The following is a 16,183-nucleotide window of genomic DNA, read 5'->3' as shown; positions in this document are numbered from 1 at the left end:
TCCGGCTCGAGTTCCGAGCCGGTCCAGACCAGTTCCAGAGCATTTTTTCGATCACCACGAAGGACGCCGTCACCGAACATCAGGAGCATGTGGTGAATCTGCTGCGCAAGATCCGCGAAACCGGGCGGGTGGCCGAACAGGCCCCGCCAGCGCCGCAGGCGGAGCGCCTACCGGCGGCCCGCGAGCTCGCCGGCTCGGTACAGGTCCGATGTGTCGATGCCGGGTCCTGCAACGGGTGCGAGATCGAGATTGCCGCCGCGTTCGGCCCGGTGTACGACGCCGAGCGGTACGGGGCGCGCGTGGTGGCGTCACCCCGGCACGCGGACGTGCTGCTGGTCACCGGGCCGGTGACGCGCAACATGGCCGAGCCGCTGCGCCGCACGGTGGAGGCGACACCACGGCCACGGCTGGTGATAGCGGTGGGTGACTGCGCGTTGAACTGCGGGGAGTTCGCCGGCGGCTACGGCGTGCAGGGCTCGGTGGCCGACGTGGTGCCGGTGGACCTGCAGGTGCCGGGCTGCCCGCCGGAGCCGGACGCGATCGTGGCCGCGCTACGCACCGTGACCCGCCGGTGAGCGGTCTGGTCGGGCCTGCGCTGGCCACCGCCACCGGGCTGGCCGGTGTCGGGGCGGTGGCCGGGGCGTTCACCCTCGAGCGGGTGCGGCCGGCACTGGTGGGGGTGGCCACCGCCGGGGTCGGCGTGGCCGGGCTCACCGCCGGGCTCGCGGCGCTCGGCGGTGGCGCGCCGTGGTCGGCGAGCCTGCCCGACCTGCTGCCGTTGGCCGGGGTGCATCTGACGGTGGACGCCCTGTCCGGGCTGTTCATGGCCGTCTCCGGCGCGGTGGTGGCGCCGGTGGCGCTCTACGGGATCGGTTACACCGGGCACGGGGTGTCCGCCCGCGGGACGCAGGCGGTGTTACCCGTCTTCGCGGCCACGCTGCTGCTGGTACCGGCGGCGTCCAGCGTGTCGTCCTTCCTGCTGCTGTGGGAGCTGATGGCGGTCACCTCGCTGCTGCTGGTGTTGGCCGAGCACCGGTCGCGGGCCGCGGTGCGCGACGCCGGGGTGTGGTACGCGGTGATGACGCATCTGGGTCTGGTGGCGCTCCTGATCGCCCTGGCGCTGTTCGCGGCCCGCGCCGGCGGTGAGACGTTCCCGGCGCTGCGCGCGGGCGCGGGCGAGGTGCCGCCGGCCGTACGGAGCACGGTCTTCGTGCTGGCGGTTGCCGCGTTCGCGTCCAAGGCGGGCACGGTCCCGCTGCACGCCTGGCTGCCGCGGGCGCATCCGCAGGCGCCCAGCCACGTCTCGGCGCTGATGAGCGCGGCCATGGTGAACCTGGGCGTCTACGGGGTGATCCGCGTCGGGTTCGACCTGCTCGGGGGCGGGCCGCGCTGGTGGTGGCTGGTGCTGCTGACCGCCGGGGCGGTCTCGGCGGTGTACGGGATGTTGCAGGCGGCGATGGCCACCGACGTCAAACAGCTGCTGGCGTACTCGACGAGCGAGAACATGGGCCTGGTCCTGATCGGCGCCGGTGCGGCGGGGATGTTCGCCGCCGCCGGGGAACATCCCCTGGCCGCCCTGGCGCTCGCCGCCGCGTTACTGCACGTGGTCAACCATGCCGCGTTCAAGGCGCTGCTGTTCTGCGCGGCCGGGTCGGTGCTGCGGGCCACCGGAGTGCGTGACCTGGACGCGCTGGGCGGGCTGCGGGCCCGGATGCCGGTGACGGCCGGGCTGTTTGCGGTGGGTGCGCTGGGGGCGGTGGCGCTGCCGCCGGGCAACGGGTTCGTCAGCGAGTGGCTGCTGCTGGAGTCGCTCGTCCACGGGCTGGGGGTGCCGGGGACGGCCAGCGCCGTGACGCTGCCGCTGGCGGTTGCCGCCATCGCGCTGTCCGCGGGGCTGGCCGCCGCCACCTTCGTCAAGGCGCTCGGGGTGGGGTTCTTCGCCCGCCCGCGCGGCGCCGAGGCCGCCTCCGCGCGGGAGAGCCCGCCGGTCATGCTCGCCGGGATGGGGCTGCTCGCCGCCGGCTGTGTCGCCCTGGCGCTGGTCCCGGGGACGCTTGCCGGCGGCCTGTCCGACGCGGTGGCGGCGACCGGCCTGACCGGGCCAGACGGGCCGTCCGACCCGTCTGGGCCTGCCGGGTCGGACGCTGGGTGGGCGTTGTCCGACGGCGGGGTGGACATCCGGCTGGACCGGCTCGCCACGACGCTGTCGCCGCTGTGGGTGGCGGTCGCGCTGGCGGTCGCGATACTCGCCGTGGCGACGGCGACGCGCCTGCTTACGCGCCACCCCCGTCGCGTCGGGGCCGAGCTGTGGGACTGCGGCGGCGGCGCGCCGAGCGCCCGCATGCAGTACACGGCCACATCGTTCGCCGAACCGTTACAGCGTGTGTTCGACGATGTGCTCGCGCCCGAGCAGGACGTCGACGTCACCCCGACCCGCGAATCGGCCTACCTGGTCGAACGGGTCCGCTTCCAACGGAGGATCCCGGACCGGATCGAGTACCGCCTGTACCGGCCGGTGCTGGCGGCGCTGGCCGGGGTGGGCGCGTCCGCACGGAAGCTGGCCAACGGCAGTGTGCACCGTTACCTCGGCTACGGGTTCTCCGGGCTGGTCGCCGTCCTGCTGGTACTGGCGGTGACCCGGTGAGCGCCGTCGGGACGGTGGCGGTGCTCACCCAGGTCACCGTCGTGGTCGCCGGGGCGCCGCTGCTGACCGGGCTGATGCGGCAGGTGCGGGCCCGGATGGAGGGGCGCGCCGGCGCCGGCGTCGGACAGCCATGGCGGGACCTGCGCAAACTGCTGCGCAAGCAGCCCATCACCCCGGTGGGTACCGGCCCGGCCTTCCGGCTGGCGCCGCTGCTGCTGGTCGCCACCACCCTCGTGGTCGCCGCGCTGGTGCCGCTGGCGTCCACCGCCACCCCGGTGCGTGACAGCGCGGACCTGCTCGTCGTGGTGACGCTGCTGGCGCTGGGCACGGTGATCCTGGCGCTGGCCGGCCTGGACACCGGGACCGCCTTCGGGGGCATGGGCGCGTCCCGCGAGATGACCGTGGTCGCCCTGGTGGAGCCGACCATCCTGCTGTCGGTGGTCGCGCTGTCGATCCCGGCCGGGTCGACCAACCTGCCCGCCATCGTCGCGCACGGCGTCCACGACCCGGCCCGGCTGGCCTCCCCCGCCAGCCTGCTGGCCGGTGTCGCCCTGGCCGTGGTCACCCTCGCCGAGACCGGCCGGCTGCCGGTGGACAACCCGTCCACGCACCTGGAACTGACGATGATCCACGAGGCGATGATCCTGGAGTACGCCGGCGGGGACCTTGCCCTGATCGAGCTCGGCGCCCAGATGCGGCTGACGGTGCTGCTGGGCCTGCTCACCAGCCTGTTCGTCCCCTGGGGGATCGCCACCGGCACCGCGGCGGCGGCCCTGCCGCTGGCACTGGCGCTCTTCGCCGGGAAGGTCGCCCTGCTCGGCGCCGGGCTGGCCGCGGCCGAGGTGTTCTGGGCGAAGATGCGCCTGTTCAAGGTGCCCGAGCTGCTCGCCGGCTCCTTCCTGCTCGCGCTGCTCGCCGTCGGCGCCTCGTTCTTCCTACCCGGAAACTGAAGCCCGCCCATGACCCTGTCTCGCCGCCCCGCGCCTCGCCGCCCCGCACAAGGTGGGCCACGATGAGCACCGGCACGTACACCCAACTGCTCGACCTGGCCTGCGGAGTGTTCCTGCTCGCCGCCGTGCTGGTGCTGTGGCGCCGCGAACTGACCGCGCTCGTGCGCCTGTTCGCCGTCCAGGGGGTGGTGCTGGCCGCCATCGCCGCCCTGTCCGGCATCCACGAGCACCGGTTCGAGCTGCTGGCCGTGGCCGTCGGGATCCTGGTGCTGCGCGCCGGGGTGCTGCCGTACCTGATGCGGCGGGTGCTGGCCGCCAGCGGGGAGACCCGGGAGACCGAGCCGCTGGTCAACGTGGCGGCCTCGCTGCTGACCGCCGCGGCGCTGACCCTGCTCGCCTACGCCGCGTCCCGCCCGCTGGTGGAGCTGGCGCCCAGCCCGGCGACCCGGGCCCTGCCGGTCGGCCTGGCCGTGGTCCTCATCGGCTTCTTCACCCTGGTCACCCGGCGCCGCGCACTCGCCCAGGCGGTCGGGTTCCTGCTACTGGACAACGGCATCACCGCCATGGCCTTCCTGGCCACCTCCGGCGTGCCGCTCATCGTCGAACTCGGGGTCTCCTTCGACGTGCTGCTCGCCGTCCTGGTCCTGCAGATCCTCACGACCCGGATACACGCCACCTTCGGCGGGACCGACATCGACGACCTGCGGGAGCTGCACGACTGATGACCTTCGCCGCCACAGCATCCGCCGCGGTATCCGTCGGCACGGCATCCGTCGGCACGACCTTTGCCGCCTCGGCACCCGCCGGCACCACATCCGTCGCCGCCACGCTGCTGCTGACCGCCCCGGTCGCGGTCGCGCTGGCCACCGCGGCCGGCTACGCCGTGCTCGGCTGGNNNNCGCCGTGCTCGGCTGGCGGCCGGCCACCGCGTGGGCGGGTCTTGTCTCCCCCGCCACGATCCTGGGCTGCGCGATCGTGCTGGCCGTCCGCGTCCCCGGGCACGGGCCGGTCACCGGCTACGGCGGGCTGGCCCGCGCCGACGCCCTGTCCGCGTGGATCCTGCTGGTCATCGGCGCGGTCGCGGTCCTCGCCTGCGCGGCCGGCCCCGCCTACCTGGCGGCGGAGAACGCCGCCGGGCACACCGACGCCCGCGGCGCGCGCCGCTACGGCATCCTGGTGCACGCGTTCCTGGCCGCGATGGCCGTCGCCGTCCTGGTGGCCAACCTCGGGGTGCTGTGGGTCGCCATCGAGGCCACCACCATCGTCACCGCCTTCCTCGTCGGCCACCGGCGGACCCGCGCCTCGGTCGAAGCCGCCTGGAAGTACGTCGTCATCTGCTCCGCCGGGATCGCCCTGGCCTTCCTGGGCACCATCCTGATCTACTACGCCGCCCGGCAGGCCGGCATCGCGGAAGCCTCCGCCCTGGACTGGCCGGTGCTCGTCGCGAGGGCGCACGAGCTGGATCCGGCCGTCACCCGGATGGGGATCGCCCTGGTCATCCTGGGGTTCGGCGCCAAGGCCGGGCTGGTGCCGCTGCACGCCTGGCTGCCCGACGCGCACAGCCAGGCCCCGGCGCCGGTGTCGGCGCTGATGTCCGGGGTGCTGCTGGCGGTGTCCTTCACCGCGATCCTGCGCTACAAGGTGATCGCGGACGTGGCGCTGGGCCCCGGGTTCGCCCGCACCCTGCTGGCCGGTGCCGCCGTGCTCACCCTCGCCCTGGCCGCCGCCCTGCTGCTCGGGCAACGTGACTACAAGCGCATGCTCGCCTACTCCAGCATGGAGCACATGAGCCTGATCGCGCTCGGCGCCGCCGCCGGCAGCCGGCTGGCGGCCTCCGCGGTGCTGCTGCACATCGCCGGCCACGGGCTGGCCAAGAGCGTCGCGTTCTGCTCCAGCGGGCACATCCTGCACCTGCGGCACACCACCCGCATCGGCCGGGTGCGCGGCCTGCTGGGCCAGGCGCCGGTCCTCGCCGCCGCGTTCGGCCTGGCTGTGCTGGCGCTGCTCGGCTTCCCGCCGTTCAGCCTGTTCGCCTCCGAGCTGGCCATCGCCCGCGCCGGTCTCACCGGGCCCGCGGGGCTGGGCTGGGCCACCGCCGCCGCGCTGGTGCTGGTGCTGGCCGCGTTCGCGGCGATGACCGCCCGCACCGCCCACATGCTGCTGGGGCCCGCCCCCGGCCGGGACGGCGACACCACCGCCGCTGTGCCGGCCGAGGGCGGCGGCGGTGGTGTCGCTGTGCCGGTACGGTTCGGTGCCGCGGTGTGGGCGCCACTGGCCGTCGGGCTGCTGGCCTGCGCCGCCCTGGGCGTCAGCGACGTCCCCCTGAGCAGCCTGCTGTCCACCGCCGCCGCGATCACCGGAGGGCCCTGACACCCATGTGCCCCGACCCGACCTCCCGCACCGACCAGCCTCGTCCCGGCCCACGCCACGCCGGCCGGGACGTGATCGACACCGGGGTCACCGAGCTGCCCCGGCGGGTCCGCGAGATGCTGGCCGACGGCCACCGTCTCGCCCTGGTCGCGGCCCACCACGACGGCGCCGACGCCCCGGGCGGCCCGGCCATCCGGGTGGTGTACCTGTTCGTCAAGGGCCCGCCCGACTCCCGCGTCGAACTGCACGTCCGCCTCGATCCGGACACCCCGGCGCTGCCGAGCCTCGCTCATCTGTCCTTCCCCGCCGGCCGGTTCGAGCGCGAGATGCGTGACCTGCACGGCATCGTCCCGCTGAACCATCCACTGCCCCGCCGGCTGGTGCGTCACCCGCACTGGCCCCGCGGCTGGTATCCGATGCGGCCCGACGCCAGCCCCCCGCCGCCGTTCGCCGAGCCCGAGGGCCCCTTCCCGTTCCTGACCGTCGAAGGCGACGGCGTCTACGAGATCCCGGTCGGGCCCGTCCACGCCGGTCTGATCGAACCCGGCCACTTCCGCTTCTCCGTCGTCGGCGAGACCATCCTCAAGCTCAAGGCCCGGCTGTGGTTCGTCCACAAGGGCATCGAGAAGCTCTTCGAACAGCGGGACGTGGCGCAGGGGCTGCCGCTGGCCGAGCGGATCAGCGGGGACACCGCTGTCGGCCACGCGCTGGCCTACTGCCTCGCCGTCGAGGAGGCCACCGCCACCACCGTCCCCGAACCGGCCCGGCGCGCCCGGGCGCTCCTGCTCGAGCTCGAACGGCTGCACAACCACGTCGCCGACCTCGGCGCGCTGTGCAACGACGTCGGTCACGGCATCCTCAACGCCCAGGCCCAGCGCGTCCGCGAACAGCTGCTGCGCCTCAACCAGGAGGTCACCGGGCACCGTCTGCTGCGCGGGGGCGTCATCCCCGGCGGCGCCGCCGTCCGTGCCCTGCCGGATCCGGCCCGCATCCGCGCGATCGGTGACGACATCCGCGACATCGTCGCCCTCGCCCTCGGCCACAGCACCGTACGTGACCGTTTCACCGGCGCCGCCCGCCTCGACAGCCGGGCCGCCCGCGACCTGGGCTGCCTGGGCTACGTCGCCCGGGCCAGCGGCGTACGGGTGGACGCCCGGCAGGCCCATCCGTTCCTCGACTACGGCGACGCCCTCACCGTCCCTGTGCACACCAGCGGTGACGTCCTGGCCCGTTTCCTCATCCGGGCGGAGGAGATCGACGTCTCCCTGGCCCTCGTCGAGAAGCTCGCCGAGGGCCTCACCCCCGGCGTCACGCGCGCCGAGCTCGGGCCCGCTTCCGGGCCTGGCCGGGACGACATCCCCGGCCGGGCTGGTCCGCTCCTGGAGCCCGGTTCGGAAGCGGACCCCGGCTCGGACCTGGGCCCCACCGGCCCGCTCTCTGGCCCCGGTTCAGGTGTGGGCCCCGGCCCGGACGTGGGCCCGGACGTGGGTATCGGTTCGGGGACAGGCCCCGCTTCGGGGGTGGGCATCGTCGAGGGCTGGCGCGGCACCATCACCACCCGCGTCGAGCTCGCCCCCGACCGCGCCCTGGCCCGGGTGAAGGTCGTCGACCCGTCCTTCTTCAACTGGCCCGCCCTGCCCATCGCCCTGGCGGACACCATCGTCCCCGACTTCCCCCTGACCAACAAAAGCTTCAACCTCTCCTACGCCGGCAACGACCTGTGACCCCGCGCCGCCGTCCGGAGGCCGCTCAAGCAGCCGCGCAACGGACGACGGCATTCAAGCGTTTCCGCAGGCCACGAGCCCCATCCGGAAAAACACCGACCAAGATTCCCCCGTATCCCGAAACGGGATACGGGAACAAAAATCGATCATGTTAATGAGGGCACAAGTGGCTGCCCCAGCAACCACTTACGTACTCGTTCCGGTGCGGGAGTGTGGCGGGGGGCGGATCCTTCGGCATACCCGCGATCGTCGGGGCGAGCGGTGAAGGCGTCGGCTCGGCTCGAGCGGCTGCGCGAAGGCAGCGGTGGTCAGCCGGCCGGGGCGGGGTGGCTACGGCCGGTCTGCATTCGCTGGCTGGGTGGCCAGGAGGTCGAGCAGGTCGACGGTGACCTCGTGCAGGCTCGGGCGGACGGTCAGCTCGGCGGCCAGCGGATGGGCCGTCGATGCCGTCACGGAAGGTAGCGACGGGACGAAGATCGTCGGGCAGCCGGCGTCGAGGCCGGCCCGGGCCCCGGCCTCGCTGTCCTCCAGGACCACGCAGCGGGCCGGGTCGGCCCCGAGCAGCCGCGTCGCTGTCAGGTACGGCTCCGGATGCGGCTTGCGCCGGCTCACCTCGTCCCCGGCGACCGTCACCGCGAACCGGTCGGCGCCAACCGCGGCCAGCACCGGATCCATCAGGACCCGGAACGACGACGACACCAGGGCGGCCGCGATCCCGGCGGCGGCCAGCGCGTCCAGCAGCGCCACGGCGCCGGGCATGGGGACGATCCGCTCGGACTCGCCGAAGAGCTCGGCGGTCCGTTCGATCAGGAAACGGGCGGCGGCGTGCGGGTCGGCGTCGGGCACCCCGAGCATCGACAGCATCAGCGGCAGGGCGGTGTCCACGCCGTGACCGATCATCGCGGCCTTGATCTCAGGGGTGAAGCGGGCGCCCAGGCTGGCCGCCAGCTCGTGCTCGGCCACCGTCCACAACGGCTCGGTGTCGACGAGCAGCCCGTCCATGTCGAACAGAACGGCGGCGACACCGCCGCGCCCCCGCGGCCCGCGCCCCTGCAGCCCACCGTCGCCTGCGGGGCCCACCGGCACCGTGTCGTCACCAGGGCCGTGAGCATCGAACAAGGCCGCGCCCGCGGGACGCACCGGCCGCTGGTTGTCACCGGGCCTGTGGGCACCAGGCAGGACCGCGTCCACGGGATGCACCAGGGCCTGCTCTCCTCGGGCGGGCCGGCTCCCTGACAACGGCCGGGTCTCTCCCAGCCAACCAGGCTCGGCGTCATCGACGCCAGAACACGTGACGCGGATCATCCTGACCCAGGCCGCCTCGCAGATCTCTACCGGACTCCCAGAACGACCGTTCATGGGAGTCCTTTCAGCGCAGGGTGGGAACAGCCCGGATCTGTGACAGGCCGGGACGGGAGAGGGAGTCTGTTGTCTGGCAGGCCCGGTCGGCGGCGGTAAGCAGACCGGTGAGCTCGGCCGCCATTGTCAGGGGAAGGAGTGGCGCTGCCGCGGTGGTGAAGGTGCGGAAGTACGGCATCTGCTCGCGGAAGGGGCCGCGTGCCTGCCAGAAGGTGTCCGGGTCGTCGGCGCGGGCCGCCCGGCGCAGCACCGACCCGAACGCGACGATCTTGTCTGCGGTGATGGCCAGCAGAGCCGGCATGTCGGCGGCGGCGAGCCGGTGGACACGGTCGAGCGTCTGTTCGCGGCTGGTATGTGGGTTGCGCATGGCGTGATGTTCGGTTTCCAGTACGCGGATGATCCGGAGGGTGTCCGCGCCGAGCAGGGACGTCACCAGCGGGTCGAGTTGGTCGGGTGGGGCCAGTTCGGGGCGTCGTGCAGGAGGACCGCGGCCAGCAGCGCGGGCGGGGCAGCCGGATGATGCCGGCCGAGTACGACCGTGACGCGGACCGCGTGGGCGAGTGCCGGGGCGCCGTCGATGCTGTGACCGGAGCACCAGCGCCGGGCAAGCTGTAGCGCGCTGGTAACGGTGGGATGGCGCGGTGGGAACAATATGGTCATGACCGGATCTCCCGAGCGGCCGGCCGATGATGCTCTGATCTGTGTGACCTGCCCGTCCCGGGTCCTGCCCCGCGGGCGGTTCGATGTCGCCGCAGGCCCCGACCCCCGCCGGCACACACTCGACCGGGCGGCCGGTTATCAGGTGGATCAGGCCAGCGGGGTTGCGGTCTGCGTGCATCCCCACAAGGTTGGTCTGCCCGCCGGGGCCTACGCCAGCGAGGGCGCCACGGTGCCGGCCGGCACCCCGGCTGCCGTCGAGACGGGGGACGGGTGGGACGACCCGGACCTTGTTGACCGTCTGCTCGACGCCGCCGGGCCGGATGTGGTGGACATGCGGCGGGCGCTCGTCGCTGAGACGCCCGCCGCGGCCCGGCAGAGATTCCCGCGGCTGCGGGCGGTGTTCCGGCGCCGGTCAGCCCGGTAGTGCCGGCTCCGGGACGTCGAAGGTGATGCGGTGGGCGCGGCCGCCGGGATTGATGCCGACGGAGGCGTACAGGCCGTTGAGGATCGTGTGCCGTCGGGCGGTTTCCTGTGCGCCGATCCAGTACCGGCGGTTGGGTTCACCCCAGCCGGCGGCCTGGTAGCACGCGTCGGTGTAGCAGCCCGGTTCGTAGTCGAACTGTTCCTGGTCGGTCATGTGGACCAGGTCGAGCGCGAGGCTGCGTTGCATGCGGGAGATGAGAGTGTGCTGGGCGAGGACGGCGTGGACCATCTCGTCCACCGGGGCCGCGACAGCAAGCTCGGCGGCGGCCTCGTTGCCGCCGGTGAGGGTGAAGACTGTTGTTTTCAGGGCCAGGGTGCGGATGGCTTCGTCGAACAGCGGCGGGCCGTCGAGCGTCAGGTCCCATTCGGTGATGATCGGGTAGCCCGTGAACGTCGCCCAGCACTCGGGATAGAGCAGGGCTGCTTCCTTCAGCCGCAGGAATTCGGGGTAGTTCCGGATCTGCCTGATGATCTCTGTGGTGCGGTGGCCGACATCCTCGGGAGCGGGCGCGGTGACGGTCATGACGGTCCCTTTCCGTGGATGGGTGGGTGCACGCGCCGGCCCGCGGCCCTGCCCATGGCTGACGGGGGTGGGCGTGGGACGGGCCGGCGCGCGTCGGACAGGCCCCCGCCCTGCTCACCAGGCACGGTCGGCGGGGGCCTGGTCTTCAGGTCCCCGGCCGGGACGGGTGGAACGGGAAGGCGACCGGGATCACTCGGCCATCCAGCCCGTGGCTTTCCGCGTGGTGGTCGGCGGCGGCCACGCTGGGGAACGGCATGCGGACTTCGACCGGCCGCTGATCCGGTCCGTAGACCACGACGGCGTACAGCACGTGTCCGCGGGAACACCGGGCCGAGGCCGGGTCTGGATCGTGCAGGTCCCGGTTCGTGGCACGACATTCCCGTTCGTGAATCGGCTGCGTGGCCGGCCGGTTATCGTGCCGACACGAGTACGACACAACGTGCCGGCGGGGTAACAACAGGACGTGACAGATCGCCACGCCGTACGGAGTTACGGGGTAGCAGGCGGCTGTTACCCCCGCTGGATGCCGGGAGGCGCGCCGATGGGTGAAGGCGGAGCGAAGCGGGAGCTGGCCAGCCGCATCCGGGAACTACGACTGGCCGCCAGCCTTTCCCAGAAGCAGCTCGCTGACCGGGTGGGCTTCGAGCGCGGCTACGTCTGCCAGGCCGAATCGGCGCGGGGAGTGCCGTCGGAAAATCTCGTCTACGCCCTCGACCGGGCATTGGACGCAGCCGGGGAACTGCGTACCCTGCGTGAACAGGCCCGGCGAGAGCAGCAGGCACGCCGCTACGGCCTGCCCAACCCGCGGGAGGTGACGGACACGGACCGGCGAGAGTTCGTCCAGTCAGGGGCGCTGGCCGCGGCCGCGGGTATGGCGGCCGACGTGTCACGGCTGATCGCCTCGGTGGATCCCGACCCGCTGACCATGGAAGAGATGGAAGCCGACGTCGACCGCATCGCGGCCACATACATGACCACACCTCACCAGGTCCTGACACCACGGGTGCTGGACGGGTGGCGTGAGGCGGAAAAAGCGCTGGCCGGACGGGTCAGCCTGGCCTTTCCGTAAGCGGGTGACGGTACTCGCGGGCCAGTACAGCTACTACCTGGCCCGGTTGGCGTTCAACACCGGCGACGACATCGCGGCCCGCCGGTTCGCGGTGCTGTCCTCCCAGTACGCCGACGACGTCGGCGATTCGCTGCTGACCGGAGCAGCGGCGGGACTGCGCTCGTCGATCGCCTACTACGGCGGCCGGTTCCACCTGGCCGCCGACCTGGCCGCGCAGGCACGGCCGTCCGCGCACCCGTACCTGCGGGCCCGGCTGGCCGCCTATGAAGCCCGCGCCCGAGCCACGGCCGGCGACGTCGGCGGCGCCCAGACCGCACTCACAGCGATGGCCAACAGCCTGTTCGACTCGGCGCCGATGTTCGGTGAACCCCCGTTCGACGCCGAAGCCGTCGCCGGGTTCACCGCGGTCGTCGCCGGACGGCTCGGCGACGGGGAACGCGCCGAGACGCACGCCCGGCAGTCCATCGCCATCCTGGACGCCCGCGGCGGCGGCTACCCGGAGGACTACGGCAACACTCTCGCAGCGCTGTCCGTCGCGCTGCTGGCACGTCCGCGTCCGGAGCCGGAGGAAGCCGCGGCGGTCGCGATGCGCGCGCTGGACGTCGTTGCCGCGTTCCCGACCCGTACGGTCGTGCAGCGGGCCCGGGACCTCTCCGGCCTGTTCGCCGACCACCGCGAGCTGTGCCCCCGGTGGCGGACTTCCGGGAACGGCTCGCGGCCGAGGCGCCGCGGCTGATGCTGACCGCTGGCGCATGACCCTGCACTTCGGTCAGCCGACGACCGTCACCATCCCCACAGTCATCACCGACCGGCTGATCCTGCGCTGCTGGCAACCGGAAGACGTCGGCCCGTACACCGCGATGGCGGCACATCCGGACATGTCCCGCTACACCGGCAGCCCCCGCGACCGGGAAGCCGTCTGGGACATGGAAGCGGCCCTGACCGGCCACTGGCATCTGTGCGGGTTCGGCATGTGGGCCGCGGAAGACCGGTCGAGCGGCGAGTTCGTCGGCCGTGCCGGGCTGTACCGGCCGGAGGGCTGGCCCGGCATCGAAGCCGCCTGGACGATCCGCCGGGACCGGTGGGGGCAGGGGCTGGCGACCGAAGCCGTCTCCCTGATCCACCCGGACAACGCCGCGTCGATCCGGGTTGCCGCCAAGCTCGGCCTGACCGACGCACACCGCACCTTCCGCGGCGACGCCGTCTACGTCGCTGCCCGGCGTACGTGGACGTCCCGCATCGGGTAGGTAAGGCCCAGCACGGCCGGGATCAGGTGGCGAAGTACTTGGCTTCGGGGTGGTGGGCGATGATGGCTGAGGTGGACTGTTCCGGGACGAGCTGGAACTCCTCGGAGAGCTCCACACCGACCCGGCCCGGCGTCAGCAGCTCGAACACCCCGACCTGCTGCTCAAGGTCGGGGCAGGCGGGGTAGCCGAAGGAGTAGCGGGAGCCGCGGTAGCCCTGGCGGAAAACCGCGGCCAGTTCGTCGGCGTCGGCGGCGCCGGTGGGGGTGCCGTCCGGCAGGAGCAGTTCGGCGCGGATCCGCTTGTGCCAGTATTCGGTGAGCGCCTCGGTGAGCTGCACGGACAGCCCGTGTAGCTCCAGGTACTCCCGGTAGGAGTTGGCGGCGAACAGCTCGGCGGTGACCTCGCTGATCCGCCGGCCCATCGTGACGATCATGAACGGTACGACGTCGACCTGGCCGGACTCCTCCGACCGGTAGAAGTCGGCCAGGCACAGCCGGCGGTCCCGGCGCTGGCGCGGGAAGGTGAACCGGGCCCGCTCCGCGCCGTCCCCGGACAGGACGATCAGATCCTCACCCTTGCTCACGCAGGGGAAGTAGCCGTAGACGACGGCCGCCTCCAGCATCCGCTCGGAGGCGATGCGGTCGAGCCACATCCGCAGCCGCGGCCGCCCCTCGGTCTCCACCAGCTCCTCGTAGGAGGGCCCCTCGCCGCCGCGGGCGCCGCGCAGCCCCCACTGGCCGAGGAAGGTCGCCCGTTCGTCCAGGTAGGACGCGTAGTCGGCCAGCGGGATGCCCTTGACGATCCGGTCCCCCCAGAACGGCGGGGTGGGCACCGGGTTGCCGGTGGCCACGTCCGAGCGCGGCGGCGTCTCGGCGGGGGGCTGCCCGGCGCGCTCCTCGACCCGGGCGGCGGCCCGCACGGCCTTGATCCGCTCGGTGCGCTCCCGGCGGGCGCGGCGCTGCGCGGTGCGCGGGTCGTCGGCCAGCGGCGGGGCCTGCCCGCGCTTGGCGGCCATGACCGCGTCCATGAGCGCGAGCCCTTCGAAGGCGTCCCGGGCGTAGCGGACGTCGCCCTGGTAGAGCTCGGCGAGGTCCCCCTCGACGTAGGCGCGGGTGAGCGCGGCGCCGCCGAGCAGCACCGGCCAGGTGGCGGCCACCCCGCGGGTGTTCATCTCCGCGAGGTTCTCCTTCATGACCACGGTCGACTTGACCAGCAGCCCCGACATGCCGATCGCGTCGGCGTCGTGCTCCGTCGCCGCGGCCAGGATCGTGCCGATCGGCTGTTTGATCCCGAGGTTGACGACGGTGTAGCCGTTGTTGGACAGGATGATGTCGACGAGGTTCTTGCCGATGTCGTGGACGTCGCCCTTGACCGTGGCGAGCACCAGGGTGCCCTTGCCGCGGCTGTCGGTGCGCTCCATGTGCGGTTCGAGGTAGGCGACGGCGGCCTTCATGACCTCGGCGGACTGCAGCACGAACGGCAGCTGCATCTGCCCGGAGCCGAACAGGTCACCGACGACCTTCATGCCGTCCAGCAGGGTGTCGTTGATGATCGCCAGCGGGTCGCGGGAGCGCATCGCCTCGTCGAGGTCGGCCTCCAGGCCGGTGCGTTCCCCGTCGACGATCCGCCGCTTGAGGCGTTCGTCCAGCGGCAGGGCGGCCAGTTGCTGCGCCCGGGTCGGCCCGCCGGCGCTGCCGTCCACACCCTCGAACAGCTCCAGGAAGCGGGTCAGCGGGTCGTAGCCGTCGCGGCGGCGGTCGTGGACGAGGTCGAGGGCGACCTCGCGCTGCTCGTCCGGGATACGCGCGGTCGGCAGAATCTTCGACGCGTGGACGATGGCCGCGTCCAGCCCGGCGGCGACGCACTCGGCCAGGAACACCGAGTTGAGCACCACCCGGGCCGCGGGCTTGAGCCCGAAGGAGATGTTGGACAGCCCGAGGATGGTCTGGACGTCGGGACGCCGGCGTTTGATCTCGCGGATGGCCTCGATGGTGGCCACCCCGTCGCCGCGGGACTCCTCCTGGCCGGTGCCGAGGGTGAAGGTGAGCGTGTCGACGAAGATGTCGGCCGTGCGCATCCCCCACCGGTCGACGAGATAGTCGATCGTCCGTTCGGCGATCTGTACCTTGCGCTCGACGGTGCGGGCCTGGCCCTCCTCGTCGATGCACATCACCACGACGGCGGCGCCGTGCTCGACGATGGCCGGCATCACCCGGGCGATCCGGGAGTCCGGCCCGTCGCCGTCCTCGAAGTTGACCGAGTTGACCACCGAGCGTCCGCCGAGGCACTCCAGGCCGGCCTCGATGACCGGCGGTTCGGTGGAGTCGAGCATGACCGGCAGCGTGGAGGCGGTCGCGTAGCGGCTGGCGACCTCGCGCATGTCGACGGTGCCGTCCCGGCCGACGTAGTCCACACACACGTCGATCATGTGGGCGCCCTCGCGGGTGGCGGTACGGGCGATCTCGACGACGTCGTCCCAGCGGCTGTCGATCAGCGCGTCGCGGAACGCCCTGGACCCGTTGGTGTTGGTGCGTTCCCCGACCATCAGGACCGAGGTGTCCTGCCGGAACGGCACGGACTGGTAGAGCGAGGCCGCGGCGGCCGGCGGCTCGGCTTCGGCGATGGCCCCGGCCGCCGCCGAGGAGCCCGTCCGGGCGGCGGCCGGGCGGCGGGTGGGCACGCCCCGGCCGGCGACCCGCTCCACGACCTGGCGCAGATGCTCGGGGGTGGTGCCGCAGCAGCCGCCGACGAGCACCGCGCCGTAGTCGCGGGTGAAGGCGTCCTGGGCGTCGGCGAGCTCCGCCGGGGTCAGCGGATAGGTGGCGCCGTCCCTGCCCAGCTCGGGCAGGCCGGCGTTCGGCATGACCGACAGTCCGACCCGGGCCTGCTGGGACAGGTAGCGCAGGTGCTCGCTCATCTCGGCCGGGCCGGTGGCGCAGTTCAGGCCGATCAGGTCGATACCGAGCGGCTCCAGCGCCGTGAGCGCCGCGCCGGTCTCCGAGCCGAGCAGCATCGTGCCGGTCAGCTCCACGGTGACCTGCGCGATCAGGGCCACCCGCCGGCCGGCCTCGGCCATCGCGCGGCGTGCCCCGATGATCGCCGCCTTGGCCTGCAGGAGGTCCTGGGCGGTCTCGATCAGGATGGCGTCGACGCC

General features: G+C 72.9%; 15 protein-coding genes. 10 read left to right on the top strand and 5 right to left on the bottom strand.

What is annotated here, in order from left to right; all coding sequences use genetic code 11:
• Window positions 1–92 precede the first annotated feature (92 nt).
• The 6 genes from FrCorBMG51_RS14070 to FrCorBMG51_RS14045 all read left to right on the top strand — a co-directional run bounded on the left by FrCorBMG51_RS14070 (window position 93) and on the right by FrCorBMG51_RS14045 (window position 7,688).
• Window positions 93–575 (top strand): NADH-quinone oxidoreductase subunit B family protein, encoded by a 483-nt coding sequence (locus FrCorBMG51_RS14070; RefSeq protein ID WP_047223548.1) that lies wholly within the window; start codon window positions 93–95, stop codon window positions 573–575.
• A complete protein-coding gene (locus FrCorBMG51_RS14065) occupies window positions 572–2,644 on the top strand; it encodes a proton-conducting transporter transmembrane domain-containing protein (RefSeq protein WP_052914671.1) in 2,073 nt (690 codons plus the stop codon). The genes FrCorBMG51_RS14070 and FrCorBMG51_RS14065 overlap by 4 nt, the downstream gene beginning before the upstream one ends.
• On the top strand, window positions 2,641–3,594 hold the full coding sequence (locus FrCorBMG51_RS14060) for a respiratory chain complex I subunit 1 family protein (RefSeq protein WP_047223520.1): 954 nt from the start codon (window positions 2,641–2,643) through the stop codon (window positions 3,592–3,594). The genes FrCorBMG51_RS14065 and FrCorBMG51_RS14060 overlap by 4 nt, the downstream gene beginning before the upstream one ends.
• Window positions 3,595–3,656: 62 nt before the next feature.
• On the top strand, window positions 3,657–4,316 hold the full coding sequence (locus FrCorBMG51_RS14055) for a hypothetical protein (RefSeq protein WP_047223519.1): 660 nt from the start codon (window positions 3,657–3,659) through the stop codon (window positions 4,314–4,316).
• A 181-nt stretch (window positions 4,317–4,497) separates the two neighbouring features.
• Window positions 4,498–5,964 (top strand): proton-conducting transporter transmembrane domain-containing protein, encoded by a 1,467-nt coding sequence (locus FrCorBMG51_RS14050; protein WP_200902450.1) that lies wholly within the window; start codon window positions 4,498–4,500, stop codon window positions 5,962–5,964.
• A gap of 5 nt (window positions 5,965–5,969) precedes the next feature.
• Window positions 5,970–7,688, top strand: coding sequence for a hydrogenase large subunit (locus FrCorBMG51_RS14045; RefSeq protein WP_086055454.1), 1,719 nt, complete (start codon window positions 5,970–5,972; stop codon window positions 7,686–7,688).
• A gap of 330 nt (window positions 7,689–8,018) precedes the next feature.
• On the opposite strand, the gene FrCorBMG51_RS14040 is transcribed toward FrCorBMG51_RS14045, so the two are convergent.
• The 3 genes from FrCorBMG51_RS14040 to FrCorBMG51_RS25300 form a co-directional block, all read right to left on the bottom strand.
• Entirely contained in the window at window positions 8,019–8,888 is an 870-nt protein-coding gene (locus FrCorBMG51_RS14040; RefSeq protein WP_371390953.1) for an HAD family hydrolase, read from the bottom strand.
• A gap of 169 nt (window positions 8,889–9,057) precedes the next feature.
• Window positions 9,058–9,480, bottom strand: coding sequence for a hypothetical protein (locus FrCorBMG51_RS14035; RefSeq protein ID WP_052914670.1), 423 nt, complete (start codon window positions 9,478–9,480; stop codon window positions 9,058–9,060).
• Window positions 9,477–9,707 (bottom strand): hypothetical protein, encoded by a 231-nt coding sequence (locus FrCorBMG51_RS25300; protein ID WP_083731208.1) that lies wholly within the window; start codon window positions 9,705–9,707, stop codon window positions 9,477–9,479. The genes FrCorBMG51_RS14035 and FrCorBMG51_RS25300 overlap by 4 nt, the downstream gene beginning before the upstream one ends.
• Here FrCorBMG51_RS25300 and FrCorBMG51_RS14030 point away from each other — a divergent pair.
• Window positions 9,706–10,131: a hypothetical protein gene (locus FrCorBMG51_RS14030; protein WP_076844404.1), complete on the top strand. Its 426-nt coding sequence runs from the start codon at window positions 9,706–9,708 to the stop codon at window positions 10,129–10,131. The two genes, FrCorBMG51_RS25300 and FrCorBMG51_RS14030, sit on opposite strands and share 2 nt — an antisense overlap.
• Here the strand turns inward: FrCorBMG51_RS14030 and FrCorBMG51_RS14025 are convergent.
• A complete protein-coding gene (locus FrCorBMG51_RS14025; RefSeq protein ID WP_047223516.1) occupies window positions 10,120–10,713 on the bottom strand; it encodes a hypothetical protein in 594 nt (197 codons plus the stop codon). The two genes, FrCorBMG51_RS14030 and FrCorBMG51_RS14025, sit on opposite strands and share 12 nt — an antisense overlap.
• Window positions 10,714–11,254: 541 nt before the next feature.
• Here FrCorBMG51_RS14025 and FrCorBMG51_RS25295 point away from each other — a divergent pair.
• From FrCorBMG51_RS25295 to FrCorBMG51_RS14015, 3 genes are read left to right on the top strand one after another with little or no spacing between them, the layout of a single operon-like run.
• The gene (locus tag FrCorBMG51_RS25295; RefSeq protein ID WP_052914668.1) at window positions 11,255–11,782 is read left to right on the top strand and encodes a helix-turn-helix transcriptional regulator; all 528 of its coding nucleotides are present in this window, start codon (window positions 11,255–11,257) and stop codon (window positions 11,780–11,782) included.
• A 4-nt stretch (window positions 11,783–11,786) separates the two neighbouring features.
• Complete coding sequence (locus FrCorBMG51_RS25290; RefSeq protein WP_052914667.1) at window positions 11,787–12,518, top strand: NsdA family TPR-like regulatory protein; 732 nt, start codon at window positions 11,787–11,789, stop codon at window positions 12,516–12,518.
• A gap of 16 nt (window positions 12,519–12,534) precedes the next feature.
• Window positions 12,535–13,029, top strand: coding sequence for a GNAT family N-acetyltransferase (locus FrCorBMG51_RS14015; RefSeq protein WP_047223515.1), 495 nt, complete (start codon window positions 12,535–12,537; stop codon window positions 13,027–13,029).
• 22 nt (window positions 13,030–13,051) lie between these two features.
• Here FrCorBMG51_RS14015 and metH read toward each other — a convergent pair.
• On the bottom strand, window positions 13,052–16,183 hold a 3,132-nt coding region (gene metH / locus FrCorBMG51_RS14010; RefSeq protein WP_047223554.1), incomplete at its 5' end, for a methionine synthase.

Source organism: Protofrankia coriariae, assembly GCF_001017755.1.
In the GTDB taxonomy this organism is placed as follows: domain Bacteria; phylum Actinomycetota; class Actinomycetes; order Frankiales; family Frankiaceae; genus Protofrankia; species Protofrankia coriariae.
Note: the sequence above shows the minus strand (reverse complement) of the source record. Positions and strands in the feature narration are given on the sequence as shown.